Source organism: Thiorhodococcus minor, assembly GCF_010820565.1.
In the GTDB taxonomy this organism is placed as follows: domain Bacteria; phylum Pseudomonadota; class Gammaproteobacteria; order Chromatiales; family Chromatiaceae; genus Thiorhodococcus; species Thiorhodococcus minor.
In genome coordinates this window covers 60,280-85,485 of the sequence record NZ_JAAIJQ010000010.1, presented here as the reverse complement: position 1 = coordinate 85,485, position 25,206 = coordinate 60,280, and the positions used below count along the sequence as shown (strand labels likewise).

Below are 25,206 nucleotides of genomic sequence, written 5' to 3'. Positions count from 1 at the left end.
TTAACCCATGCAAGACGATGCCCTGTTGGAGGAGGCCCCGAAGATCCGCGCCGTTCGCGATGACGGCGACGAGACGCTTTCGCCCGAGGTGGATGACGAGCTAGCCACTGCGGAGTCCCCGCCAGCTTCCAGCGATCCCGTCCTCCAGGATCAGCCGCGCCCCGACGAGGCGCGGATCCTTTCCCACCTCCAGACCCTCGGCAAGCTCACCGCGGCGGATCTGGCCCGGGCCAGGCGGCTCGCGCTGGACGCCGGTGATTTCTTGCTGCCCATGCTGGTTCGTCTGGGCCTGGTATCTGAGCGCGACATGGCGGAGGCGATGGCGGCGGTCCTTCAACTGCCTCTCGTGGGCGTGGCCAGCTTCCCGGAGGAGCCGGTCCGCGAGGACCTCTTCACCCTGAGGTTCTTGAAGGACGCCCGCGTGCTGCCGGTCGCCGAGCGTGACGATCATCTCGAGGTCGCCTTCGCCAATCCGGTCGACGACTTCGTGGTCTCGGCGGTCGGGATGGCTGCCGATCGCCCCGTCAAGGCCGCTGTCGCGCTGCCGACCGAGATCGAGTCCGCCGTCGAGCGGCTCTATGAAAAGGTCGAGGAGGCCCCGGAAGAGGCAGAGGCGGACTTCAGCGACTTCGATGAGGAAGACATCGAGCACCTCAAGGATCTCGCCAGCGAGGCGCCGGTCATCCGCATGGTCAATCAGCTGATTCAGCGCGCGGTCGAGTCCAGGGCGTCCGATATCCACATCGAGCCATTCGCCGACGAGCTGACCGTGCGGTATCGGGTCGACGGCATCCTCAAGGAGGTCGACGCCCCGCCGGTGCGTTCCACCGCGGCCGTGATCTCGCGCGTCAAGATCATGGCCAAGCTCAATATCGCCGAGCGGCGCCTGCCCCAAGACGGCCGCATCCCGATTCGCATCCAGGGCAAGGAGCTCGACCTGCGTGTGTCGACAGTGCCGACCATGTTCGGCGAGAGCGTGGTCATGCGTCTGCTGGACAAGGAAAGCGTGCGCTTCGATCTCGACGCCCTCGGCTTCGACGGCACACCGCGCAAGCGGCTGCATGACATCCTTGAGCAGCCCTACGGCATTCTTCTGGTGACGGGACCGACGGGCTCGGGTAAGAGCACGACCCTCTACACGGCACTCAGTCGGCTGAACACCGAAGAGCGCAAGATCATCACCGTCGAGGACCCGGTCGAGTATCAGCTGCCAGGGATCAACCAGATCCAGGTGAAGTCCTCCATCGGGATGACCTTCGCCGGCGCCTTGCGGGCCATCGTTCGTCAAGACCCGGACATCATCATGGTCGGCGAGATGCGCGACCTCGAGACCGCTCGAATCGCCGTCCAGTCCGCGCTGACGGGACACGTCGTGCTCTCGACCCTTCATACCAACGACGCGGCGAGCGGCGTGACCCGTCTCCTGGACATGGGCGTGGAGGACTACCTGCTCACATCGACCGTCAACGGCATCCTGGCTCAGCGCCTGGTTCGGCGGCTCTGTCCGAAGTGCCGCGAGTCCTACCGCGCGGTGCCCGAGCTAGCGGGGCGTTTCGCGCATATCAGCGGCGTCCAAGACAGCGTCGATCTGCATCGCGCGGTCGGCTGCGACGCCTGCAACGGGACTGGTTATCGCGGCCGTCTGGTCATCACCGAGGTCCTGCTCATGTCCGAGGCCATCCGCAAGGCCGTGCTGGACCATGCGACGGCAACGGAGATCCGCAGGATCGCCGTCGAAGAGAACATGGAGACCATGTATCAGGATGGCCTGCGCAAGGCGCTGGCCGGCCGGACGACCATCGAAGAGGTCTTGCGCGTGGCGGAGGCGGATTGATGATTTGGCGGCCTCGGCGAGGCGCACCGCGCCGCGTCGCCGTCCCGATGTCGGCGGAGATGCGCGCGTGAGCAAATTCTTCTACAAAGCCGTGCGGCCGGACGGCGAGCTCGTGGAAGGCGAGCTCGAGGCGAGCGACGAGACTGCCGTCGTCCGCCAGCTTCAGGGTGACGGGCTGATCCCGATCGAGACCCGAACCACCAAGAGCTTGATGAGCAAGCTCGGCAGAGTCCGCAAGCAGCGCCTGACGCAGAAGGAGATCGGCATCCTGACGCGGGAGCTCGCCACGCTCTTGGAAGCAGGCATGACGCTCGACCGCTCGATGCAGATCCTGATCGACCTGACCGAGGCGGAGCACCTGTCGCGGGTCCTGTCCGATCTCCAGGATCGGGTGCGCGGCGGCGCTACCTTTTCCAGCGCCCTGGATGCCCAGGACGGCCAGTTCCCCCGCCTCTACATCAACATGGTGCGCGCCGGGGAGGCGAGCGGGGCGCTCGATCAGGTCTTGGACCGGCTAGCCGACTATCTGGAGCGGGTCGCCGAGCTGCGCCAGACCGTGACCTCGGCCCTGGTCTATCCGTCCATCCTGCTCTTCGTGGCGGGGCTGTCCGTCATCATGCTGCTGGTCTTGGTGGTTCCACAGTTCACCGTGCTGTTCGAGGACATGGGCGAGGCCCTGCCGCTGCCGACCCAGATCGTGGTGGCCACCGGAGATCTGTTCCGCAACTATTGGTGGGCGATGCTGTGCGGCATTGCCTTGATCGCCGTCGTCGTCGAGCGTCAGCTCCAGAAGCCCGAGGTTCGTGCCCGCGTCGATGATCGGCTCCTGACCCTGCCCTTGTTCGGCGATCTGATCTGGAAGATGGAGACGGCACGGCTCTGCCACACGCTGGCGACCTTGCTGAAGAACGGTCTGCCGTTGATGAGCGCCCTGACGCTCGCCAAGGAAGTCGTCTCGAACCAGCGCCTGCTCGCGCGCATCACCGAGGCCGCCGAAGAGCTGAAGCATGGGCGCGGCCTCGCGGGTCCCCTGGTGCGTCTCGAGGCACTGCCCGACCTGGCGCTGCAGATGATCCGCGTCGGCGAGGAGTCCGGGAGCCTGGACGCTATGCTGGCGAAGGTTGCGAGCATCTACGACCGCGAGACGCGGACCAGCGTGCAGCGCATGCTCACCCTGCTCGAGCCGGCCCTAATCATCGGGCTGGGTGTGATCGTCGCCGGGATCATCATGTCGATCCTGATGGCCATCCTGGGCGCCAACGAGCTGGTCTTCTAGGCGGCGGGACTGCGAGTTTTGTTTGCGATCCATGCGCGCCTAAAATGCGCGCGCAACTACACAGGAACCGAGGTATTCACATGCGCTCAATGTCGATGAAGGCTCGCCGAGGCGGTTTCACCCTGGTCGAGCTCCTGGTGGTTCTCGCGATTCTGGGCCTGCTGGCGGGCCTGGTCGGTCCTCAGGTCATGAATTTTCTCGGCGGCGCCAAGAGCAAGACGGCCGGGCTTCAAATCGATGATCTGTCATCCACGCTGGATCTCTATCGGCTCGAGCTGGGCCGTTACCCCAATGACAGCGAGGGTCTGTCCGCGCTGGTCGAGGACCCGGGCAACATGCCCGGCTGGAATGGTCCCTACCTGAAGAAGGGTCAGGTGCCAAAGGATCCCTGGGGCAATGACTACCAATACCGCTTTCCCGGTGAGCACGGCAGCTTCGATATCTGGTCGCTTGGTGCCGACAATCGAGAAGGGGGCGATGGCGAGAACGCCGATATCCGCAGCTGGGAGTAGACCGAGAGCAAGGCTGGTGGACGTCCGATCGAGCGCACCGACGTGAATGCGCGACTCAGGCACCGCGGTTTCACCCTAATCGAGCTTGTGGTGGTCATGGCCATCATGGCGATCATGATGACGGCGGTACCTTCGCTCTTTTCCGCAGCATTTCCCGGACTCGAGATGAAGTCGGTGGCGCGGCGTACGGCCGCGACCCTGAGGCTGGCACGGGAATCGGCGATCCGTCAGGGCGAGGACAAGGCGGTCATCGTGGACTTGGAAGCTTACCGGCTTCAGCTCGAAGGCTACCGCGATCTCAGCCTGCCGAAGCGTTTGTCGGTGGGCTTCGAGGGCGCGACCCAGGAGATGATCGATGAGCAGCACGGTGCCGTCAGATTCTTCCCGGACGGCAGCTCGACCGGAGGACGGATCCTCTTGTCCTATCAGGGGCATGGCTATCAAGTGGGCGTAACCTGGCTCACGGGCCGTATCGAGCTGGATACCTGGAGCGCGGAATGAGCATGCGCCACCAAGGCGGATTCTCGCTGCTGGAGGTGCTCGTGGCCTTCGCGATCCTGGCCATCTCCCTCGGGGTCATGATGGAGATCTTCTCGCGTGCGAGCATCATTACCATCGCCTCCGCGCAGTACTCCCAAGCCGCCACGCTGGCGGAATCCGTGCTGAGCGAGGTTGGCGCGGACATCCCCTTGGAAGAAGGGATCACCTCAGGCACGACGGACAGCGGGTTCGAATGGGAGCTCAGCATCCAGGCGGTGGATGTGTCCGAGCAGTATTTTACCGAGCCTCCGGCGACGCCCTATCGGGTCGATGCGACAGTGCTGTGGCGAGATGCCGGGCGGGCGCGCCGAATGGCCCTGAGCACGCTCCGCTTGGGCGAGCGTTTCTAGCAGGCCGTCCCCGTGATCGCACCCGATTCCTCAAGCGAGCAGCGCGCGCTCGGCTTCACCCTGATCGAGCTGGTGATCGCGCTGGCGATCATCGGGCTGATCTCCCTGCTGCTCTTCTCCGGCCTGCGTCTCGGGTCACGCTCTTGGGAGGCTGTCGAGCGCGTCTCCGGACAGATCTCCGACCTGAGACTGGTCGACGGTTTCCTGAGGCGTACCCTCAGCCAGGCGAGGCCGGCGACGGCGACCTACGAGGGCGCACCCATCTTGGTCTTCGCCGGCGATACGGAGCGCCTGGAGCTGGTCGCTCCCCTGTCGGCGCATGTGGGGGTCTCAGGTCTCTATATCCTGCGCCTCGAGGTCGAGGAGCATGCGGTGGGGCTCGCCTTGGTGATGACCCGCTGGTACCTCCACGACGAAATCCTGGAGGGCGGCGATGACTATCCGGCCTGGGAGCCCTTGGCTGAAGCGGGAATCGGCCGCCTGGCGGACTATCCGACCGACATGGACGCCGCCGAGGGCGCCTTTGGGCGCACCTTGCTGCTCGAGGGACTGAGCGAGCTGTATCTTTCCTACTATGGCCAGATACAGGGTGATACCGAGCTGGATTGGCACGACGAATGGCTCGATCAGCGACAGCTGCCGGCGTTGATTCGACTCGGCTTCGGGACGGAGCGTCAGGCATGGCCGGATCTCATCGTGGCGCTGCCCAATCAATGACGGGTCGATCCTCTCGAAGGCGTCAGCGGGGAATCGCCCTCATGCTCGTCATGTGGGTCTTGGCCTTGCTGACGGTCCTGGCCGTCAGTCTGACCGCAACCCAGAGGACGGAGACCGCACTGGCCGAGAATCATCTCGGGGCAGCTCGCTTTCGTGCGCTAGCCGATGCGGCCCTGGCCTACACGGCACTGGATTTCTTGACACAGCCCGCCGCCCTGGAAGAGGAGACGCAGGCCACTTGGCTGCCGAATGGTCAAGAGCGCCGGTGGCGATTCAACGGATCCGAGATCGGCATCGCCGTCTTCAACGAGACGTCTCGCATCAATATCAATCGGGTGCAGCCGCAAACGCTGACCGATCTCCTCATCGTCCTGGGCGTGTCCGAGGACGAGGCAGGGCCCCTGGCCGCGGCGATCGTCGACTGGCGGGACGAGGATGACCTGGCTTTGCTCAACGGCGCCGAAGACGAGGATTACGAGCGCGAGGGGCTTGCCTTCGGCGCGAAAGACGCGGACTACGCCTCGGTCGAGGAGCTGCGGCAAGTCCTCGGGATGCGCGAGGATATCTATCAGCGTCTCGCCCCCGAGGTCACCGTGGCTGGAGAGGCCGCGAACCCGCTCGAGCGCTTCGCTTCGCCGGCAGTGATAGCGGCGACTCGCGGGATCTCGCTCGAGGAAGCAGTGGAAGAGGTCGCGACGCGCGATTTGGCCAGGGTCCCGGAAGCCACCGCGGCAAGGTCGCTCGATCGCGGCGGTCCGCTCTATCGTGTCCAGGTAACCGAGCGCGGACGCGACAGGACGGGCCGGCGCATGGAGGCGTTGCTCCAGCTCAACCGCGGGCAGCCGCCCCCCTATCTGGTCTTGTGGCGACGCTACGGCCTTTCACTGCAAGATCCCGTCTACGGCGAGACGGAGCGCTTCGAGGGCGACTGAATGGCCGATGTGTGCCATTCCGCCTTTGTTGACGAAACCTTCATGTTTTCCCGATTGCTCCCTCTTGCTTCGATCGCGCGGCCGCAGAATGTGACGCCATTCGATCATCCGAGAAAGAGCTTGCGGCCGCCAGCTGTCGGCCCGCCGAGATTTTCGCCCATCGAAGTCTCCACCCATCGAGCGGGTCCGGGCAGGTACCCTGTGCAGGCCAACTGACGGATCCCAGAAAGCTGGTGGCTGCAAGCTCTTTCGAGGATCATCCATCGGACAGCTTGGCATTGGTGAGCCCGACCACTCATCGGTTAAGCTTGTTCCTTTACCGTGCCATAGCATTCGCTTCAATCGAGCGGCCGAGCCAAGTTTCCCAGCAATGACCCTGACCGAGCGCATCGATGATTTCCTGAACCGCATCTGGCTGCACTCCAGTCTTCGTGGGCAAACAGAGGAGGCGAAGGCGCTTGTGCTGGGCTGTCTGCCCCCCTCCGTGCGGCAAGCCCTCGCGCGCCGCCATCCCGTCCTCGTCGTCAATGCCAGTGACGAGCGCGCGCTCCTGGAGCTGCTGACCGGGACCGAGAGCGAGCCGGTGGGCGAGGTCGATCTGCATCATAGTCTCGCGCTGCCTTCCGATGTCGCCGAGACCCACAAGGGCCAGAGCCTCAGTGTCGAGCTAAGGCTGCCGGAAGGGGCCGTTCTGACCCGATCGGTCTCCTTTCCGGCCCAGGTTCGGGCCAATGCCGGCCAGGTCATTCACTATGAGCTGGACCGTTTGACCCCCTTTCAGCCGAAGGAGGTCTTCTTCGATTTCGCCCCCCAGCCGGCACCCAAGAACGCCAGTCGGCTCGTCCTGGACCTCGCTGTCTGCCGGCGTGACTGGATCGAGCCTTGGATCGAGCGGATGAAGGCACTGGGCGCGCCGATCGACCGGATCTCCTGGCCAGGCGCCTGGCCAGGCGCGAATCTCCTTCCACCCGAGCACAGACAGGCGCGTCGCCGTTTCCGACTCGGGCTCAACGCCGTCTTGACGCTCGTCGCCGCAGTGCTGCTCATCGCGGTTCTCTTGACGCCGCTGTGGCAGAAGCAGCAGCTGGCCACGGCGCTCGACCTGGAGCTGAGCGAGGCACGCCGACAGGCCATCGCGGTCGATGAGCTGCGCCAAGAGCTGGAGCGGGCGAAAAAGGGAAGCACCCTGGTTTTGGAGAAGAAGCTCGAGCAGCCTCCGATCTTGGAGCTGCTGCGCGAGCTCACGGACCGGCTTCCAGAAGACACCTGGATCCAGAATCTGGAGGTCAATGGCGAAGATGTCGATCTCAGGGGAGAATCCGGCCAGGCGACGGCCTTGATCGCCCTGCTCGAGCAGGCCCCAGGCATCGAGGGGGTCTCCTTCAGGTCCCCCGTCACGCAGATTGCGAGAACCGGAAAGGAGCGCTTCAACATTTCATTCCGCTATGTCCGTCAGAGGGAAGAATGACGTCGACCACCAAGCGCTATTGCGGCCTGGCTCTGGCGGGCCTGATTCTGCTGCCGGTGCTGGCTATTGCGAGCCTCGGGATTCCGTGGGCGAGCAAGCTGTCCAGCCTGAGTCAAACCGTGGTTGAGCGCCAAGATCAGCTGGTGCGCTATCGCCGTCTGGTCCAATCCCTGCCGAGCATTCGTGCCGAGCTGGAGCAAGTGCGCAGCAACGATACCTTCGAGGCCTTCTACTTCAAGGCGCCGACCCAGGCGCTTGCGGGCGCCCAGCTTCAAAGTCAGGTCCAAGACATCGTCAGCGGCGCCTCCGGTCGCCTCATCAGCACCCAGATCCTGCCCGAGAGCGCGAACGAAGACCCGCCACGCGTTCGGGTACGGACTCAGATTCAAGGCTCGACCGAGACCCTGCTCGACGTCCTCTACAAGCTGGAGAACGCCCGTCCCTTTCTCTTCGTCGAGCGTCTTTCCGTGAGATCCTCGGCCCGTCCGGCCCGCTCCGCACGGGATACGCGTGGCCGACCCACTCGGCGTTTCGTCCCTCGTCAGGGCGGGTCTTTGACCATGCGCGTTGACATCTATGGGTTCGTACTCGGGGGTGCTGGCTCGTGATCAAGGCGCTACCGGGTTTGGTCGTTGTGGTCCTAGTGGCAGTCCTTACGCTGCAGTGGCTGGGCTGGTCGCCCGAAGCCATCGCCCCGGAGCCGCAGCCGACTCCAACCACCGCGGCATCTTTGGAGGGCGCGGCCTCTGTCGAGCCGGAGCTGCTGGCGAAGCTCGATGCTGGCGAGCCCAAGGACAGCTATGCGAGCGTCGTGGAGCATCCGCTCTTCCGTCCTGACCGTCTGCCCGAGCCGCCAGAAGACGAGGAGCCGGAGGTGGACACGACCGCCGAGTCCAGTCAAGAGCTCGACGCAGTGGATCTGAGCGCGGTCCTCATCAGCCCAACGGTCGTCTCTGCCTGGGTCAGGGATCCTTCGCAGCCCAAGCTCCAGCGGCTGCGCATCGGTGACGAGCTCATGGGCTGGTCGGTGCAGAGCATCTTGGAGGATCGCGTCTTGCTCGAGCGACAGGGTGAGCGCGATGAGCTAATATTGCGCGATTACAGCAAGACACCACCAGCTGCCCCTCCCGCAGCCGCGCGGACCCCGGCTAGGCGCCGCCCCCCTCGCCCTCCCAGGGCCGCCGCCCCTCCCGAGAAATGATCAACCGGTCGCAACGAAGCGACCAGCGTGACTGAGGCACTATGTACGCCGAGAAATGCTCAAATCGTGGGCTCCAGGTAGGAAGCTGGCTGTCCGCCGTTCTCATCGCAAGCTTCTGCTTCTCGCTCGTCGGCTGCGAGCGCAGCTATTGGGATCCGACCCTCAAGGTCGGCGATCTCGAGGGGCATGTCGTGGATCCGCGGCAAGCGCAGCGACGCGAGAGCTTCAAGAAGCGCGGAGGCACGGGCGCCCAGACCATCGCGATCGGTGGGGACGATCAGCCGCCCAAGGCCGCCGACTCCTTGCAGCGTGGAACCGGTACCTTCGTGCGCAAGGTCTCTCCACCCAGCGTGGACTCCGAGCCTGGGGACGTGACGCTCAATTTCGATGGCACGGATATCCGTGAGGTCGTCAAGGTCGTACTTGGAGACCTCCTCAAGGTCAACTATGTGCTGCATCCGAGCGTTCAGGGCGTGACCTCGCTCCAGACGGGACGCCCCCTGCGTCGTGAGGACCTGATCCCCACGCTGGAGACGCTGCTGCGCATGAACAACGCCGCCATCGTCTATCGCAATGGGACCTACGAGGTCGTTCCCCTCGCGAACGCCGTCCAGGGCAAGGTCGTGCCGCAGCTCGGCGATTCGTCCCGTGCCTTGCCCGAGGGCTATAGCGTCCAGGTCGTCCCGCTGCGCTACATCGGCGCGGAGGAGATGAGCAACATCCTCCAGCCCCTGGCGCCCGAGGGCAGTGTGATTCGCATCGACAACCTGCGTAACCTGCTCGTAATCGCCGGGACGAGCCCGGAGATGGGCAATCTGCTGGATACCATCCGCGTCTTCGACGTGGATTGGATGTCTGGACTTTCGGTCGGCTTCTTCGTGCTCGAGTACGCCAAGGCCAAGGATGTCCAGACGCAGCTGCAGAGCCTGCTCGCCGAAGAAGACGGCAATCCCCTCAAGGGACTCTTTCGCTTCGTCCCGATCGAGAGCGCGAATGCCCTCCTCGTGGTTTCTCCGCAGGAGAGCTACATCCAGCAAGCACGCAATTGGATCGAGCGGCTGGATATGGCGGAAGCGAGCGGCGATTCGGCCGAGCGGCTGTTCGTCTATCGCGTCAAGCACAGCGACGCCGAGAGTCTTGCCGATATCCTCTCGCAGCTGTTCGGTGGCTCCAGCAGTGCGAGCAAACGCTCCGTGGGCAGCGTCGCACCTGGGATGGGGCGCTCCAGTATCGGGCAAAACCGGGAGCCAGGTACCACTGACACTGGCTCCAGCACCCAATCGCGGACGCAGCGCAGCGCCTCATCGCGCGAGCTGGAGATGTCGTCCAGCGTCAACATCGTCGCGGATGCGGTGAACAACTCCTTGCTGGTCCGGGCGAGTCCGCGCGACTACAAGAAGATCCTGGATGCGCTCAAACAGCTGGACATCGTCCCATTGCAGGTCCTGGTCGAGGCGACGATCGTCGAGATCACCCTGTCTGGGAACCTCCAGTACGGCGTCCAATGGGAGCTGTTCGGCCCCTCTTCCGACGGCAACAGCTTTGCTTCCCTGGACGGTACACTCGATGATGCGGAAAGCTCGGGCATCTCGACGGCCTTCCCTGGCTTCAATTGGGCCCTGGTCTCGAGTCCAGACACCATCAAGGCAACGCTGAGCGCCCTGGCGGGCGAGAATCTGCTCAATGTGCTTTCCTCGCCTTCCGTCATGGTCATGGACAACCAGACGGCGAAGATCCAGGTCGGGCAGCAGGTCCCTGTCGCCACGTCCGAGCAGCAGAGCACCTCGACGACCGACAGGGTCATCAACACCATCGAATACAAGGACACGGGTGTCATGCTCACCGTCAAGCCACGCGTCACCCCGGGCGGGCTGGTCCAGATGGAGATCGAGCAGGAGGTGAGCACCGTCGCGTCGACGAGCAGCTCGGAGCTTCAGTCGCCGACCTTCTCGACTCGGAACATCACCAGCTCCGTGGCCGTCCGCTCGAATCAGGCCGTCGTCCTAGGCGGCTTGATTCAGGATCAGCGAACGGACGGGAAGCAAGGTATCCCAGGCCTCTATAGCCTCCCGTTCGCCGGGGCCCTGTTCGGCGAGCGGACCAAGTCGTCGAACCGCACCGAGCTGGTTGTGGTGCTGACCCCGAAGGTCATCTCCAGTGACCAGGATATCGAGGCCGTCACCGAAGATTTCCGGCGTAAGGTTCAGGGCCTGAACTTTACCTTCTAATCTGAAAGGGGCTGTCAGCTTCCAGCCGCCAGCGGCCAGCTTTTGGAGATCGGGCTCTTGGGCGGCTCTGGACACTTGCCCGCGCTCCCCCTTTGGGTAAAGGCGTCAGATCAGCGAAAACCTCGGCGAACGAATCGATGGAGGCTGATCGCCGGCGAATGGCCAAAAAGAAAGCGGCCGTATTGGCCGCTTTCTCGCTTGAGCGTCTTATCCAGGGAGATCCGTCACCTGGGTAAGTCGGTCTCTCCCATCAGCCACTCATCGACGGCCCTGGCGCATTGACGGCCCTCGCGGATCGCCCACACCACTAGCGACTGCCCGCGACGCATGTCGCCAGCGCAGAAGACCCCTTCGACAGAGGTGTGGTAGGCGTCGGATCCTTCGGTGCTTCCCTTGATGTTGCCGCGCGCATCCAGCTCCAAGCCCGCGGATTGGCGCAGCTGATCGATCATGCCTTCATGCACCGGGTGTACGAAGCCCATCGCGAGCAGCACGAGATCGGCTTTCAGCTGTCCTTCGCTACCAGGTACTTCCTGCATCTGCCAACGGCCGTCGGCGTCCTTGTCCCAGCGCACGAGGCAGTAGTTGAGTGCGGTCACATTGCCTTCGGCGTCGCCAGAGAATGACTTGGTCGCCAGGTTCCAGAGCCGCTCGCAGCCCTCCTCCTGAGAGGACGAGGTCCTGAGCTTGTTCGGCCAGTTCGGCCAGATCAGGCCCTTGTCTTCCTTTTCCGGCGGCTTGTCGAGAATCTCGATTTGCGTAACGGATTTGGCGCCATGGCGGATCGAGGTGCCGATGCAGTCCGAGCCCGTATCGCCGCCACCGATCACGACCACGTGCTTGCCCTGGGCGCTGATGAAGTCTTCGTCCGGCACAAAGGTCCCCTGCACCCGCTTGCTGTTGCGGGTGAGGAAGTCCATGGCGAAGTGGATTCCGTTCAGCTCTCGACCCTCGACCGGGAGATCGCGCGGCTTCTCCGAGCCGCCGGCCAGGACCACCGCATCATAGTCCTCGCGGAGCTTGTCGACCTGGATGTTGACGCCGATGTTGGCATTGGTGTGGAACTCCACACCTTCGGTCCGCATCTGCGCCATGCGCCGATCGATCAGCTCCTTGTTGAGCTTGAAGTCCGGGATGCCGTATCTAAGCAGGCCACCGATCCGGTCGGCCTTCTCGTAGATCGCCACCTGGTGCCCCGCGCGGGCGAGCTGCTGGGCTGCGGCAAGCCCGGCCGGCCCCGAGCCCACGACCGCGACCCGCTTGCCGGTCCTGCGCTCAGGCACTTGAGGTTTGATCCAGCCCTCTTCCCAACCACGATCGACGATGGCGCATTCGATGGTCTTGATCGTCACGGGCGCGTCATCCAAGTTCAGCGTACAGGACGCCTCGCAAGGTGCCGGGCAGATGCGGCCGGTGAATTCGGGGAAGTTGTTGGTCGAGTGCAGAACCTCGATCGCCGCCTCCCAATCACCCCGGTAGACCAGGTCGTTCCAGTCCGGAATGATGTTGTTGACCGGGCATCCTTGATGGCAATAGGGGATGCCGCAGTCCATACAGCGCGCGCCCTGCTCGCGGACTTCTCCCTCCGCCAGCGGAATGACGAACTCTTCGTAATGGACGACTCGGTCACCGGCCGGCTCGTAGCGCCGGTCCCGACGGCCGTATTCCATGAAACCGGTCGGCTTACCCATGCTCAACGATCCCCTTTAACGGCTTGCTCGGCTGCGGTGGCCGGCTCTGACTGGCTTGCATCTCTTGGAGCGCGTTTCTGTAGTCCACGGGCATGACCTTGACGAACTTGGGCAAGTAGCTGGCCCAATCGTCGAGGATGCGCCGCGCCACGGCGGAGTTGGTGTAGTGGAGGTGCTGCGCGATCAGGCGTTTGAGCCTCAAAGCGTCATAGCGCGTCATGTCGTGACTGATGTCGACGCGACCATGGGTCTCCAGGTCCCCACCTTGATGGTCGAGCGCCTCGAGCGCATCGTCCTCTTCGGCGATGGGCTCTAGCTCGACCATGGCGAGATTGCAGCGATCCGCGAATCCACCGTCCTCGTCGAGGACGTAGGCAACGCCGCCTGACATGCCCGCGGCGAAGTTGCGTCCGGTCGGTCCCAAGACCACGGCGACGCCGCCGGTCATGTACTCGCAACCGTGATCGCCCGCGCCCTCGACGACTGCGGTGGCTCCGGAGTTGCGGACGCAGAAGCGCTCGCCAGCGACGCCGCGGAAGAAGCACTCACCGGTGATGGCGCCGTACAGCACAGTGTTGCCCACGATGATGTTCTCTTCCGCCTGGCCGATCGCCGACTCCGCTGGCGGGTAGATGATCAAGCGACCACCCGACAGACCCTTACCGACATAGTCGTTGCCTTCGCCTTCGAGCTCGACGGTAACGCCTCGGGCGAGCCAGGCACCGAAGGACTGCCCGGCGGTTCCCTTGGCCTTGATGTGGATGGTGTCATCCGCTAGTCCGGCATGCCCATAGCGCTCGGCGACCCGACCGGAGAGCAGCGCTCCGAAGGTCCGGTTGTAGTTCTTGATCGGCGTCTCGATCCGCACGGACTCGCCGCGCTCGAGCGCGGGCTTGGCCTGACGGATGAGCTCGTGGTCCAATGCCTTGTCGAGACCGTGATCCTGAGCCTCGCAGTTGGAGATCGCGACTTCCGCGCCGACCTCGGGCTTGGCGAGCAGGTTGGTGAAGTCGAGACCTTGCGCCTTCCAGTGGTCGATGGCACGACGCATCTCGAGCCGGTCGGACTGACCGATCATTTCATCCATCGTCCGGAATCCGAGCTTCGCCATCAGACGGCGCACTTCTTCTGCTACGAAGAAGAAGTAATTGATGACGTGCTCGGGCTTGCCCGTGAAACGCTTGCGCAGCTCCGGGTCCTGTGTCGCGACGCCGACCGGGCAGGTGTTGAGATGGCACTTGCGCATCATGATGCAGCCTTCGACGATCAAGGGCGCGGTCGCGAAGCCGAACTCGTCGGCCCCTAGCAGTGCGCCCACGACGACGTCACGTCCAGTGCGCATGCCGCCGTCGACCTGAACCGCGATCCGTCCGCGCAACCGGTTCAGCACCAGCGTGTGGTGCGTCTCCGCCAGACCGATCTCCCAGGGCGAGCCCGCATGCTTGATGGAGGTCAAGGGGCTCGCGCCCGTCCCCCCGTCGTAGCCCGAGATGGTGACATGGTCGGCATGGGCCTTGGACACACCCGCAGCAACTGTCCCAACGCCGACTTCCGAGACCAGCTTGACGGAGATACGCGCCTTCGGATTCACGTTCTTGAGATCGTGGATCAGCTGCGCCAGGTCTTCGATGGAGTAGATATCGTGATGCGGCGGAGGCGAGATGAGTCCGACGCCTGGCGTCGAGTGCCGCACGCGCGCGATCTGCGCGTTGACCTTATGGCCCGGCAGCTGACCGCCTTCGCCAGGCTTGGCCCCTTGAGCGATCTTGATCTGGATGTCATCGGCGTTCACCAAGTACTCGGTCGTCACACCGAAGCGCCCGGAGGCCACCTGCTTGATCGCGGAGCGCTCGGGATTCATGGCGCCGTCTGCCTGGGGCATGAACCGCTCGGGCTCCTCCCCTCCCTCGCCCGTGTTGGACTTGCCGCCAATGGCGTTCATCGCCTTCGCGAGCGTGGAGTGCGCCTCATAGCTGATCGACCCGAAGGACATGGCGCCAGTGGCGAAGCGCTTGACGATCTCTTTCGCTGGCTCGACGTCGTCGAGCGGGATCGGCGTCGCGGCGAATTTGAAGTCCATGAGGCCACGCAGCGTGAGCAGGCGCTCGCTTTGCTCGTTGACGAGCCTGGAATACTCTTCGTAGTTCTGCCAGTTGTTGGCGCGCGTCGCGTGCTGGAGCTTGGCGATGGTCTCCGGGGTCCAGACATGGTCCTCGCCGCGCAGCCTGAAGGCATAGTCGCCCCCGGCATCGAGGTGCTTGCGCAGGACGTGATCGTCCCCGTAGCCCTGGGCATGCCAACGGACCGCCTCCTGGGCGACCTCCGTGAGCCCGACACCCTCGATCTTGCTCTGGGTGCCAGTAAAGTAGTTGCGTACGAAATCCGTGTTGAGGCCGACCGCGTCGAAGATCTGGGCACCACAGTAGGACTGGAAGGTCGAGATGCCCATCTTGGACATGACCTTCTTCAGGCCCTTGCCGACCGCCTTGATATATCGGCTTTGCGCCTCCTCGAAGTCCAGCTTCTCGGGCAGGCGGGGCAGCATCGACTGAATGGTGTCGAAGGCGAGATAGGGGTTGACCGCCTCCGCGCCATAGCCGGCTAGGGTGGCAAAGTGATGCACCTCGAGCACGCCGCCGGTCTCGACGACCAGGCCCGAGCTGGTACGCAGTCCGCGTCGAATGAGGTGGTGATGCACGGCCGACGTCGCCAGCAAGGCCGGAATCGGGATGTAGTCGCGGTTGGTATTGCGGTCGGACAGCACGAGGATGTTGTAGCCCGCGAGAACCGCGTCTTCCGCCTCGCCGCACAGCCGCTCCAGCGCGCCTTCCATGCCGTCCGCACCTTCGCTGGACGGATAGACCATGTGCAGATTCTTGGTGCGGAAGGCGCCTCCCGAGCTGTCCTCGATATGGCGTACCCGCTCGAGATCCTGGTTCGTCAGAACCGGCTGATTGACCTCCAACCGCCAATGCTTGCCGGCCTCGTTCAGCCCGAGCAGATTCGGGCGCGGCCCGATCAGCGACACCAAGGACATCACCAGCTCCTCACGAATCGGGTCGATCGGGGGATTGGTGACCTGAGCGAAGTTCTGCTTGAAATAGGTCGAGAGGTGCTTGGCGCGGCTCGACAGCACGGATGGCGGGTTGTCCGCGCCCATGGAGCCGATCGCCTCCTGCCCGGTGACGACCATGGGGGTCAGGAGGAACTTGAGATCTTCCTGCGAGTAGCCGAAGGCCTGCTGAGCGTCGAGGAGCGTCTCTTCGTCCGGCGCCATGGGGGCGACGTTGGTCGGCAGCTCATCGAGGTGGATCTGCGTCTTGGAGAGCCACTCGCGGTAGGGCTGGGCCGTCGCGAGCTCTGCCTTGATCTCCGCATCGTCGATGATGCGGCCCTGCTCCAAATCGATCAGGAACATCTTGCCCGGCTGCAGGCGCCACTTCTTGACGATCCGCTCCTCGGCGATGTCCAGCACGCCCATCTCCGAGCCCATGATGACCATGTCGTCATTGGTCACGAGGTAGCGCGCCGGGCGCAGGCCGTTGCGGTCGAGCGTCGCGCCGATCTGCCGTCCGTCCGTGAAGGCCACGGCGGCGGGGCCGTCCCATGGCTCCATGAGTGAGGCGTGGTACTCGTAGAAGGCACGACGGTCGGCGTCCATGAGCTTGTTGCCGGACCAGGCCTCGGGAACGAGCAGCATCATGGCGTGCGCCAACGAGTATCCGCCCATCACCAGGAGCTCGAGCGCATTGTCGAAGCAGGCCGAGTCGGACTGACCCTCGGGGATCAGCGGCCAGATGCTGTCGAGGTCGTCTCCCAGGATCTCCGAGCGCATGGTGTGGCGCCGCGCGGCCATCCAGTTGACGTTGCCGCGCAAGGTATTGATCTCGCCGTTGTGGCAGATCATGCGGAACGGCTGTGCCAAGTCCCACGTCGGGAAGGTGTTGGTAGAGAAGCGCTGATGGACCAGGGCGAGGGCCGAGGCGAAACGCTCGTCACTGAGGTCGAGGTAGTAGCGGCCAACCTGATCGGCGAGCAGCATGCCCTTGTAGTTGACCGTGCGCGAGGACAGGGACGAGACATAATAGGCGGTCTTGTCGTATCCGGCGCTGCGAATCTCGTTGTCCATCCGCTTGCGGATGACGAAGAGGCGACGCTCGAAGCTGTCTTGATCGGGACAGTTGTCGCCACGACCGACGAAGACCTGACGGACGACCGGCTCGGTCGGCAGGACGCTCTCGCCCAGATCGGAATTGTCGACTGGGACGTCGCGCCAGCCAAGGACGCTCTGCCCCCCTTCCTGCAGGCGACGATTGACCGTGTCCTGCATCGCCGCACGGTCTTTCCCGTCTCTTGGGAGAAAGACCATGCCTACGCCATAGGAGCCGAGCGGAGGCAAGTCGAAATCGACGACGGCCCGGAAGAAGTCGTCGGGGATCTGAACCAGGATCCCTGCGCCGTCGCCAGCCTTGGGATCGGCTCCAACGGCGCCCCGATGGGTCAAGCGCTCAAGGATCTCCAGTCCCTGACGGACGATGTCGTGGCTCTTCTGATTCTTGATGTGACAGACGAAGCCGACGCCACAGGCGTCGCGCTCGTTCTCTGGGTCATAGAGACCCTGTGCGGGTGGTAAGGCACGAAGGCTCATCGCTGACCTCGTTGATACCTGGAGTAAATGATTCCGATCGTGATCCCTGCCGAGGGCCGCCGCCGGCTCCATCCCGCTGAGATGAGCCGATCGCAGCCCGAGGCATGCAGCACGATCCTGTGATCCTCGATGCCGGAAGTCGCCTGGTCAGACGAGGCGTTGGGTGGGACGCAATTCCTCTCTCTTAAGGATGACCAGACTTCAGCGATCAGGTTATAAGGTGTCGCTCGTTCACGACGGGAGCGCGAGCTCCGATGAGCCCAAAACCCGACCGATATGAAACCGCGAACCGCTAATCTTAACCCTGTTGCAGAGGTCATGCCACTGCTAGGTGCTGAAAAAAGAGCGATTTAGGAGAGCTACGCCGGGATTTTGGGCTCGCGGTGCACGAATCAGGTGCGCGCCGCACCAAGAGGCACCAAGGGCGCCGCTTTCACGGCCGTCGGCAGGCTAGGGTCGCGCGAAGCAGATCCCGGTCGAAATCGCTCGTCACAACCGCCTCGCCAAGGCCTTGCATGAGGACGAGACGCAACTGACCGCCGATGACCTTCTTATCGACCGCCATGAGTCCGAGAAGCTCCTCTGGTGCGAGCTCCGCAGGTGGCTGGGTCGGCAGGCCGGCGCAAGCGATCAGGTGACGTGTGCGCTCGACATCGGACTCGGAAAGCCATCCGATCCGATGTGACAGGTCCGAGGCGAGGCACATCCCCGCGCCCACGGCCTCCCCATGCAGCCAGCTCCCGTAGCCGGCACAGGTCTCGATGGCATGGCCGAACGTATGGCCGAGATTGAGCAGTGCCCTGTGTCCGGCCTCGAACTCGTCCTCGGCGACGATCTGCGCCTTGATCTCGCAGGAGCGGCCAATCGCGTAGGCCAGGGCTGCCGGGTCGCGCCCCAAGAGCTCCGCCATATGCGACTCCAGCCAATCGAGAAAGGCGATATCGCGAATGAAGCCGTACTTGAGGACTTCGGCGAGGCCGGCCGAAAGCTCGCGCTGAGGTAGCGTCTCCAAGGTGTCGGTGTCGGCAATGACTGCGCGAGGCTGATGGAAGGCGCCGATCATGTTCTTGCCGGCAGGATGGTTGATGCCCGTCTTGCCGCCGACGGAAGAGTCCACCTGAGCCAGCAAGGTCGTCGGCACCTGAATGAAGGCGATCCCGCGCTGATAGCAGGCGGCCGCGAAGCCGGCCATGTCACCGACCACGCCGCCGCCGAGTGCCACGATCGTGGCATCTCGGGCGAATCGCTCCGACAGTAGCGCGTCGAAGATGCGGCTCCACACCTCTAGCGTCTTGTACGCCTCTCCGTCCGGGAGGATGACCTCGCGGACCTGAAAGTCGCCGAGTGCCGTCTTGACGGCATCCAGATAGAGCGGCCCTACGGTCTCGTTGGTGACGATCATCACCTGGCCTCCCAGGATGTGATCCCGATAGAGGTCTGTGCGCGTCAGGAGGTCGGAGCCGATAAAGATGGGGTACTCACGTGTCCCCAGGTCAACCGTCAAGGTCTTGGCCATGGTCGGGGCTGCTCCCTCAGATCTCGTCCGACTCGAGGCGGCGGCAGATTTCCTTCACGACCGAGCTCGTGCCCCGCTTCTCTGTGGAGACCACCATGTCGGCGACTTGCCGGTAGAGCGGCTCGCGCTCGGCCATCAGCTCTTGCAGCTTGGCCAGCGGCTCCTCAGTGTCGAGCAGGGGGCGGTTGCGATCACGCGCGGTGCGCGCATACTGCTGCTCCGGGCTGCAATGCAGGTAGATGACGACACCGCGGGCCGAGAGATCCTGGCGGTTCTCAGGACTCAGCACGGCGCCGCCGCCCGTCGCGAGCACGATGCGATCGTCGCTGACGAGCTCTTGAATGACTTGCCGCTCCCGCGCGCGAAACCCCGATTCCCCCTCGTACTCGAAAATCGTGGGGATATCGACGCCGGTACGCCTCTGGATCTCCTGATCGCTGTCCTTGAAGGTGAACGACAAGGCTTCCGAAAGTTGCCGTCCAACGGTGCTCTTGCCGGCCCCCATGGGGCCGACGATGAATATGTTCTGTGCGCGCATCATGGCGAAAGGTATGCCAGATTTTGAGCTGTCGAGCAAGGGCGCCGACTGGTCGCCACCCTGCCTTCCGGCACTTCGTTCTGCGTCGGAGCGCCTGTCTTGGGCGGGCGTCGGCTCGAAACGCAAAGCGGGGAGCCGCTGTCACTCCGGGAGCCGAGGCACGCCGATGATGCGTGCTCTTTGCTCTTCGGTGATCCAGCCAGGCTCCCCGCGTCCTTCGGCGTCGCTGAGCGCTCAGTGAGAGCGGTCAGCTCGGCCTCCGACTGTCACAGGTGGACAGGAATGGACATGCCGCGCACACGACCTAGCGCTGCGCCATCTCGCTGTTGAGGATCTTGGGCGTCACGAAAATCAGCAGCTCGGAGTTGTTGTCCTGCCGCGCCTCCTCCTTAAACAGGCGCCCGAGCAGCGGCACGTCGCCAAGCCAGGGTACTTGCGATTTGCTGAAGGTCTTTTCCCGCTCGAACACGCCGCCAAGCACCACGGTTTCCCCGTTGTCGACCAGCACATTCGTCTTTACGGACCGCGTATCGACCGGCGGAACCCCAAGGACGACATTGCTGTAGTCGGGCTGATCCTTGTTCACCTCCAGGTCCATGATGATGCGGTCGTCTGGCGTGATATGGGGTGTCACATCGAGCTGAAGCACTGCCTCCTTAAAGGCCACGGAGGTGTTGCCTTGGCCCGTGCGCTCTTGGTACGGGATCTCCTGGCCAACCTTGATCGTCGCCTGATGTTGGTCGGAGGTGATGACGCGCGGACTGGACACGACCTCTCCGCGCCCTTCACGCTGCATGGCGGATAGCTCGAGTTGGATCAGATAGGATCCTACCTTTCCTATCAGGAAGTTGATGGAGCCGGTCGGATCAGCAATGGAGTCGGCAGGTAGGTTCGTGATGAGGGTGGCGTTTCCGTCATCATCCGTGAGCGTCGAATTGTAGCGCGTTCCGGTTTCCGTGTTGAGACCGAAGGGACCGGAATCATAGCCGGATAGGGCCAGATTCCCGTCTTGGCCGCCCGCGATCAGAAGCTCGTTGTTCTGGAAGGATCCCATCGAGCCGGAGACGCCGAAGCGCACGCCCAGGTCCCGCGCAAAATCGTTGTTCGCGATGACGACACGCGATTCGATCATGACCTGACGCACCGCGACGTCGAGTAGATTGACCACGCGGCGAATCTCCTCAAGCTGGGCAAGGGTGTCTTGAACGATGAGGGTGTTCGTTCGCTCGTCAAAGGTGACCGAGCCCCGTGGCGACAAGATGCCGTGATCCGACACGCCCACGGATGCCGCGGCTTGCTGCAGCCCGGAGGCTCCCACCGCATCGCGTCGCGACGCATTGCTTACTGCGCGTGCTCCCACGCCCCCGGCTCCTCTGATACCTTGCAGCACAGCGGCGATCTCGGCGGCCTTGGCATATTTCACTTGGATGAACTCGGTCCGAAGTGGAGCCAGCTCTTCGATCTTTTGATGGGCTTCCATTTCGAGCTGCTCTTGGGCGGCCAGCTCTTGGGTTGGCGCGACCATGATCACATTGCCGTTCTGCCGCATGGACAGGCCCTTGGTCTTTAGGATGATGTCGAGCGCCTGATCCCAGGGGACGTTCTTCAGCCTTAGGGTGATGTTGCCCTGGACGCTATCGCTCGCGACCAGATTCAGGTCCGTAAAGTCCGCAAGGACCTGCAGAACGGCGCGCACCTCGATGTCTTGGAAGTTCAGCGACAGGCGGTCTCCCTCGTAGACGACTTTCTGTCTCGCGAGCTCTTCCTTCTCTGCCGCCGTGAGCGGCCGGAAATCCAGGGTGAAGATCTCGTCCGTCTGATAGGCCATATAATCGAAGTCGCCTTCCGTTTGGACCTCGATCTCGACATTGCCACCGTTGGGGCGGGCCTCTACGGCCGTGACCGGAGTTGCGAAATCCATGACATCGAGACGTCTGAAGAGTCGCTGCGGCAAAGAGCTGTCGTAAAGGTCGATGTACACGCGCGTGGCCTGCTCGCGCACCGCGACGCGCGTGTCCGCATTCGGAAGACGGATCATGATGCGCCCTTCGCCGCTCGCGCCGCGCCGGAAGTCGATATCCCGGACCGACGGCCCAGCCGCCGCGGCGCGACGCTCCCTGGCTGGGTAGCTCCAGCTGGGTGCTGCCGCCTGCTGTGTCGCAGGCGCAGGCTGTGTCGCCAAGGTCGTCTGCGGCCTCGACTGGGCCGCGGGGAGGGGTGGCGGCATCGCCGCGGCAACCTTGCCCTCGGTATCGACGGCGATGGTTATGCGGCTTCCGGACGTCGTGACGTCATAAGGGACTGGGTCCGTCAGATTCAGTACGATTCGGGTGCGGTCGCTGGCCTCGACCGCAACCAGGCTGTGGACGGCACCCACGCCGATGGGTAGGGCTTTGGTGTCCAGCTTGCTGGTGACGCCGGGGAGGTCGATGGCGATCCTTGCCGGCGACTCGGTCGCAAAGGCTTCGGGCGCACCGACGGGCTCGCTGAGGTCGAGATGGATCTCGACTTTGCTTCCCGGCAAGGCCGCGAAGTCGACGTCCCGCAGCTCCGCGGCGAAGGCTGGGAAGCCGATAAGAATCGCCAGCGTCGGCAGCAGGATCCTCAGGCTCAGCGTCTCGAGCGAGTGTCGCAGCGTCGCTCTGGGCCTGGCCACCCGGTCGCTGTTGAATGGGCTTTTCATCGCAGTCTTCCCTCCACGGATCATTCGGACAGCGCGACGGTCGCCGCGCGCTCACGCCATTGGCCAGGCGCATCTGAAACGATTTCGGTCAATTGGATCTCGTCATCCTGGATACTGATGATCTGCCCATTGTTTTGACCCAGGTAGTTGCCGACCCTGACGCGATGGAGTATGCCTTCCTTGGTGCGGATCAGTCCCCATCTGCCGTTGTCCATCTCCAAGGTGCCAACCATTCGCAGCGAGTCCAGAGGATAGCCTTCCAGCTCCTCCTTGCGCCGATTCGGATCCGGAGCAAGACCATTGTCGAGGACGACCTCCTCTTCGGGTGCCGACTGAGCGTCAGGCGTGAAGGGATCCCGCCGATCACCCGGCTCGTAGACGAAGGTACCCACGGGCTTGATCTCGGGGAGCGGCTCGATGGGCCCTGGAGGTTTCGCAAGAACCTGCTGGACATAGTTTTCTAGGTCGTTCATGTCGTTTCCGCCACAGCCTCCGAGGAGGAGGGTCGGAGCAAGCCATAGGAGTTTCTGCAGTCGCTGACGGCGAGTCATTGTGCCGTCTCCTCGTCAAGATAGCGGTAGGTCTTCACTGTCGCCTGAAGTGCCAGTGCCTCGCCGGGCTCGACGCCGTTCCGGCCGCTGGAGCCGCGACCGCCGCCCGCGTTCTGCATCTCGATGTTGTGAATCGTCACGATGCGAGGCAGTGCAGCCAGGCCACTGATGAAACGACCGAAATCATGGTAGCCTCCGTTCACTCGAATCCGGATCGGCAGCTCGGCGTAGAAGTCCTTGGTGATCTCATTCTCAGGTTGAAACAGCTCGAACTCGAGCCCGTTCGCCAGCCCGGTCTGCGAGACGTCCACCAGGAGGGATGCGACCTCGGTCTTGTTCGGAAGCTGTCGCAGCATGGCGCCGAACGACTCCTTCATCTCGGCCAGCTGATTGCGATAGGCGTCCAGGTTCGCCGCCTTCCTCTGCTTGCGCTCGAGCTCTCCGCGGAGATCGCGCTCCTGCGATTCCACTTGCGCCAAACGTGCGCGCTGATCCTTGGTGTCGAAGTAGTAGGCCGCGCCGCCGAGGGCGATACAGGCCAACAGAATCGCGACGGCCTTGACCGGAATCGGCCATTCGCCAAAGCTATTCAGATCGAGCTCGTTTAACTCATTCAGATCCATAACCGCATCCCATCCGGATTGTCTCGGTTCATCACTCGCGTCGCCGGTGCCCCAAGCCTCGAGGCCCTTCAGGCATCCTCATCTGCTTTCTTAGGGCTGACCTGATCGAACGAGAGCCTGAAGTGACTGAGCCCCGTGCCTGTCTTGTCCTTATTCTCGATCAGCATGAGCCGCGGCTTGCCAATCCACTCGGAGCGCTCGATCTTGCCCATGAACGCCGACACCCGCGCGTTGGACTGCGCCCTGCCTTCCATCACCACGGCACTACCGGATTGCTGAACCTTCGTCAGGTAGACGCCCGCGGGTAGGGCGGAGACCAGCTCATCGAAGAGTCTGACGATCTCCGGCCGACTCGTCTGCAGCTTTTGGATGATGTCCATCCGCGCGAGCAGGTCCGCCTTGGTCTTCTCCAGATCCTTGATCTCCTTGATCTTGCGGTCGAGACTGGCGATCTGGGTCTTGAGATAGGTGTTCCGCGACTGCTGAGCGCTGATGCGGCCCTCGAAATAGACATGCACCAGGATCGCCCCGAGCAGGGTGACGACCAGGCCGAGCCCGAGGGCTGTCAAGAAGTCTTTGCGGCGTTGCTGGCGCGCTTCCTCGCGCCATGGGAGTAGATTGATACGCGCCATTTAATCGAGCCCTCGCAGCGCGAGCCCGACCGCGACCATCATGCCGGGCGCCTCTCGCATGAGTTGTTGGGACTTGATGTCCGGTGCGATGGACATCTGACTGAAGGGATTCGCGACCATGGTCGGAACCTTGAGTCTGTCTTCCACCAGGGCATCGATCCGGGCGATACTGGCTGGCCCGCCGGCGAGGAGGATTTGATCGACCTTGTTGAAGGTCGTCCCGGAATAGAAGAACTGCAGCGCACGGCCGATTTGCTGGGCCAGCGCCTCCTTGAAGGGGCCGAGCACGTCGATCTCGTAGGTGTCCGCCACGTCGCCGTCGAGAATCTTCTGGATCGCCTGCTCGCGCGACAGTCCATAGCGGCGCTGCACCTCTTCGCGCAGCTGCTGACCGCCGAAATTCTGCTCGCGGGTATAGATGATCTGGCCTTCGTTGAGCACGTGCAGCGTCGTGGTTGCCGCCCCGACATCGACCACAGCTAGCGTCTTCGATGCCCCCGCTTGATCGCCCATCCGCAGGAACAGCGAGCAGGCGTTCTCCATGGCATAGGCCTCCACGTCGACGATGGCCGGCGTGAGTCCCGCGAGCTCCAGCACGCCGATGCGATCGTCGACATTCTCGCGCCGCGATGCCGCGAGCAGCACATCGACCACTTCGGGACTGGTCTTCGACGGCCCGACGATGTCGAAGTCGAGGTTGACCTCTTCCAAGGGATAGGGGATGTATTGGTCCGCCTCGAGCTGGATCTGCGTCTCCATCTCCGCATCCGTCAAGCTGGCGGGCATGGTAATCACCTTGGTGATGACCGCCGACCCCGCCACGGCGACGGCCGCTCGCTTGGCTCGAGAGCCGGCCTTGCCGGCGGCCTTGCGGATACATTGACCGACCGCTTCGGGCTCGGCGATCTTCTTCTCGGCGACGGCATTGGCAGGCAGCGGCTCGATCGCGTAGTGCTCGACGCGATAGCGCCCGGCTTTGGAGCCCGCGGCACGAGAAAGCTCGATCAGCTTCACCGCAGTCGAGCTGATGTCGATGCCTAGCAGGGGGGTGTTCTTGCGACTGAGGCCAAACATACTTATCTCACTCTGCTGAATCCATCGCGGCTTGAATAGCCTTGATTTCGTCGCCGACGGCACAAGTTCTCATCGCGAGCTGGTGAGATGGGATACGTCATCCATACGCCTCCTAACCGACTGAGATTGCGCGGATCGCGAACGACCGGCGTCGTGAAGGATGTTGCCTCGCGAGATAAGCCGGACACGCAT

Annotated in this window: 20 protein-coding genes; 11 read left to right on the top strand and 9 right to left on the bottom strand. The window is 63.4% G+C overall.

The genetic code is table 11. The annotated features are described in order from the left end of the window. Positions 1–7: 7 nt before the first annotated feature. From gspE to gspD, 11 genes are all read left to right on the top strand, one after another. Complete coding sequence (gspE, locus tag G3446_RS05135) at positions 8–1,834, top strand: type II secretion system ATPase GspE (RefSeq protein WP_209262269.1); 1,827 nt, start codon at positions 8–10, stop codon at positions 1,832–1,834. A 67-nt stretch (positions 1,835–1,901) separates the two neighbouring features. After that, positions 1,902–3,110 (top strand): type II secretion system F family protein, encoded by a 1,209-nt coding sequence (locus G3446_RS05130; RefSeq protein WP_164451361.1) that lies wholly within the window; start codon positions 1,902–1,904, stop codon positions 3,108–3,110. Positions 3,111–3,205: 95 nt separating this feature from the next. Then, positions 3,206–3,622 (top strand): type II secretion system major pseudopilin GspG, encoded by a 417-nt coding sequence (gspG, locus tag G3446_RS05125; protein WP_280818774.1) that lies wholly within the window; start codon positions 3,206–3,208, stop codon positions 3,620–3,622. Between the two features lie 42 nt (positions 3,623–3,664). Continuing rightward, on the top strand, positions 3,665–4,123 hold the full coding sequence (locus G3446_RS05120; protein WP_342450041.1) for a GspH/FimT family pseudopilin: 459 nt from the start codon (positions 3,665–3,667) through the stop codon (positions 4,121–4,123). Further along, positions 4,120–4,512 carry a type IV pilus modification PilV family protein gene (locus tag G3446_RS05115; RefSeq protein ID WP_245232311.1) on the top strand — a complete coding sequence of 131 codons (393 nt, stop codon included), beginning with the start codon at positions 4,120–4,122 and terminating at the stop codon, positions 4,510–4,512. Before G3446_RS05120 ends, G3446_RS05115 begins: the two co-directional genes overlap by 4 nt. Positions 4,513–4,524: 12 nt before the next feature. Continuing rightward, on the top strand, positions 4,525–5,229 hold the full coding sequence (locus tag G3446_RS05110; protein ID WP_342450040.1) for a prepilin-type N-terminal cleavage/methylation domain-containing protein: 705 nt from the start codon (positions 4,525–4,527) through the stop codon (positions 5,227–5,229). A gap of 41 nt (positions 5,230–5,270) precedes the next feature. Beyond that, positions 5,271–6,161, top strand: a complete 891-nt coding sequence (locus G3446_RS05105; protein WP_245232310.1) for a type II secretion system minor pseudopilin — start codon at positions 5,271–5,273, stop codon at positions 6,159–6,161. 370 nt (positions 6,162–6,531) lie between these two features. Next, positions 6,532–7,629, top strand: a complete 1,098-nt coding sequence (locus G3446_RS05100; RefSeq protein ID WP_164451355.1) for a PilN domain-containing protein — start codon at positions 6,532–6,534, stop codon at positions 7,627–7,629. Continuing rightward, positions 7,626–8,237, top strand: a complete 612-nt coding sequence (gene gspM / locus G3446_RS05095; RefSeq protein WP_164451353.1) for a type II secretion system protein GspM — start codon at positions 7,626–7,628, stop codon at positions 8,235–8,237. Before G3446_RS05100 ends, gspM begins: the two co-directional genes overlap by 4 nt. 35 nt (positions 8,238–8,272) lie before the next feature. Continuing rightward, positions 8,273–8,830, top strand: a complete 558-nt coding sequence (locus tag G3446_RS05090; protein WP_342450039.1) for a hypothetical protein — start codon at positions 8,273–8,275, stop codon at positions 8,828–8,830. A 41-nt stretch (positions 8,831–8,871) separates the two neighbouring features. Continuing rightward, positions 8,872–11,058 carry a type II secretion system secretin GspD gene (gspD, locus tag G3446_RS05085; RefSeq protein ID WP_164451349.1) on the top strand — a complete coding sequence of 729 codons (2,187 nt, stop codon included), beginning with the start codon at positions 8,872–8,874 and terminating at the stop codon, positions 11,056–11,058. Positions 11,059–11,282: 224 nt separating this feature from the next. On the opposite strand, the gene G3446_RS05080 is transcribed toward gspD, so the two are convergent. From G3446_RS05080 to G3446_RS05040, 9 genes are all read right to left on the bottom strand, one after another. Continuing rightward, a complete protein-coding gene (locus G3446_RS05080; RefSeq protein ID WP_164451347.1) occupies positions 11,283–12,749 on the bottom strand; it encodes a glutamate synthase subunit beta in 1,467 nt (488 codons plus the stop codon). Then, the gene (gene gltB / locus G3446_RS05075) at positions 12,742–17,397 is read right to left on the bottom strand and encodes a glutamate synthase large subunit (protein WP_164451345.1); all 4,656 of its coding nucleotides are present in this window, start codon (positions 17,395–17,397) and stop codon (positions 12,742–12,744) included. Before gltB ends, G3446_RS05080 begins: the two co-directional genes overlap by 8 nt. Positions 17,398–17,830: 433 nt before the next feature. Then, positions 17,831–18,913 (bottom strand): 3-dehydroquinate synthase, encoded by a 1,083-nt coding sequence (aroB, locus tag G3446_RS05070; RefSeq protein WP_164451343.1) that lies wholly within the window; start codon positions 18,911–18,913, stop codon positions 17,831–17,833. 16 nt (positions 18,914–18,929) lie between these two features. Beyond that, positions 18,930–19,454, bottom strand: coding sequence for a shikimate kinase AroK (gene aroK / locus G3446_RS05065; RefSeq protein WP_164451341.1), 525 nt, complete (start codon positions 19,452–19,454; stop codon positions 18,930–18,932). Positions 19,455–19,755: 301 nt separating this feature from the next. Continuing rightward, positions 19,756–22,134, bottom strand: a complete 2,379-nt coding sequence (locus G3446_RS05060; protein ID WP_164451340.1) for a type IV pilus secretin PilQ — start codon at positions 22,132–22,134, stop codon at positions 19,756–19,758. A gap of 20 nt (positions 22,135–22,154) precedes the next feature. Next, positions 22,155–22,607 carry a pilus assembly protein PilP gene (locus G3446_RS05055; protein ID WP_245232309.1) on the bottom strand — a complete coding sequence of 151 codons (453 nt, stop codon included), beginning with the start codon at positions 22,605–22,607 and terminating at the stop codon, positions 22,155–22,157. Between the two features lie 74 nt (positions 22,608–22,681). Then, the gene (locus G3446_RS05050; protein ID WP_164451338.1) at positions 22,682–23,308 is read right to left on the bottom strand and encodes a type IV pilus inner membrane component PilO; all 627 of its coding nucleotides are present in this window, start codon (positions 23,306–23,308) and stop codon (positions 22,682–22,684) included. Between the two features lie 68 nt (positions 23,309–23,376). Further along, entirely contained in the window at positions 23,377–23,940 is a 564-nt protein-coding gene (locus G3446_RS05045) for a PilN domain-containing protein (protein WP_164451337.1), read from the bottom strand. Further along, entirely contained in the window at positions 23,941–25,014 is a 1,074-nt protein-coding gene (locus G3446_RS05040; RefSeq protein ID WP_164451336.1) for a pilus assembly protein PilM, read from the bottom strand. Positions 25,015–25,206 lie beyond the last annotated feature (192 nt).